Origin of the sequence: Flavobacterium sp. UMI-01, assembly GCF_019656315.1 — a bacterium.
Taxonomy (GTDB): domain Bacteria; phylum Bacteroidota; class Bacteroidia; order Flavobacteriales; family Flavobacteriaceae; genus Flavobacterium.
On sequence record NZ_BPLU01000034.1, the window covers coordinates 1 to 423 of the forward strand.

Consider the following 423-nt stretch of genomic DNA (forward strand, 5'->3'; position numbering starts at 1 on the left):
AATTTAGGCACCACCACTGTAACCTACCGAGTAGAAGATGCTGCTGGGAATTTTGCGACCTGTTCTTATACTGTTACTATTACCGATAATATCGCGCCTACTATCAGTTGCCCTTCTAACCTTTCTCAAAATGTAAGTGCTGGTACTTGTACCGCTAGTGTTGCCACTCCTAATCCAACTACAGCGGATAACTGTGGAGTAACTAAATTAACTTGGACGCTAACTGGTGCTACAACAGGCACTTCTCCAACCACTGGAATTAATAATCTTGGTACTCGAACTTTTAATTTAGGTACAACCACCGTTACTTATCGAGTAGAAGATGCTGCTGGAAATTTTACCACCTGTGCTTATACAGTCAATGTAACCGACAACATCAGTCCTACTATCAACACAATTACTAATATTACAACTACTGTGGCC

The 423-nt window shown here is 41.1% G+C and carries 1 protein-coding gene; it reads left to right on the forward strand.

Annotated elements, in window-relative coordinates; all coding sequences use genetic code 11:
• Window positions 1-423, forward strand: a 423-nt coding sequence (locus K5R64_RS10215) for an HYR domain-containing protein (RefSeq protein WP_220763215.1), incomplete at both ends; no start/stop codon positions are given.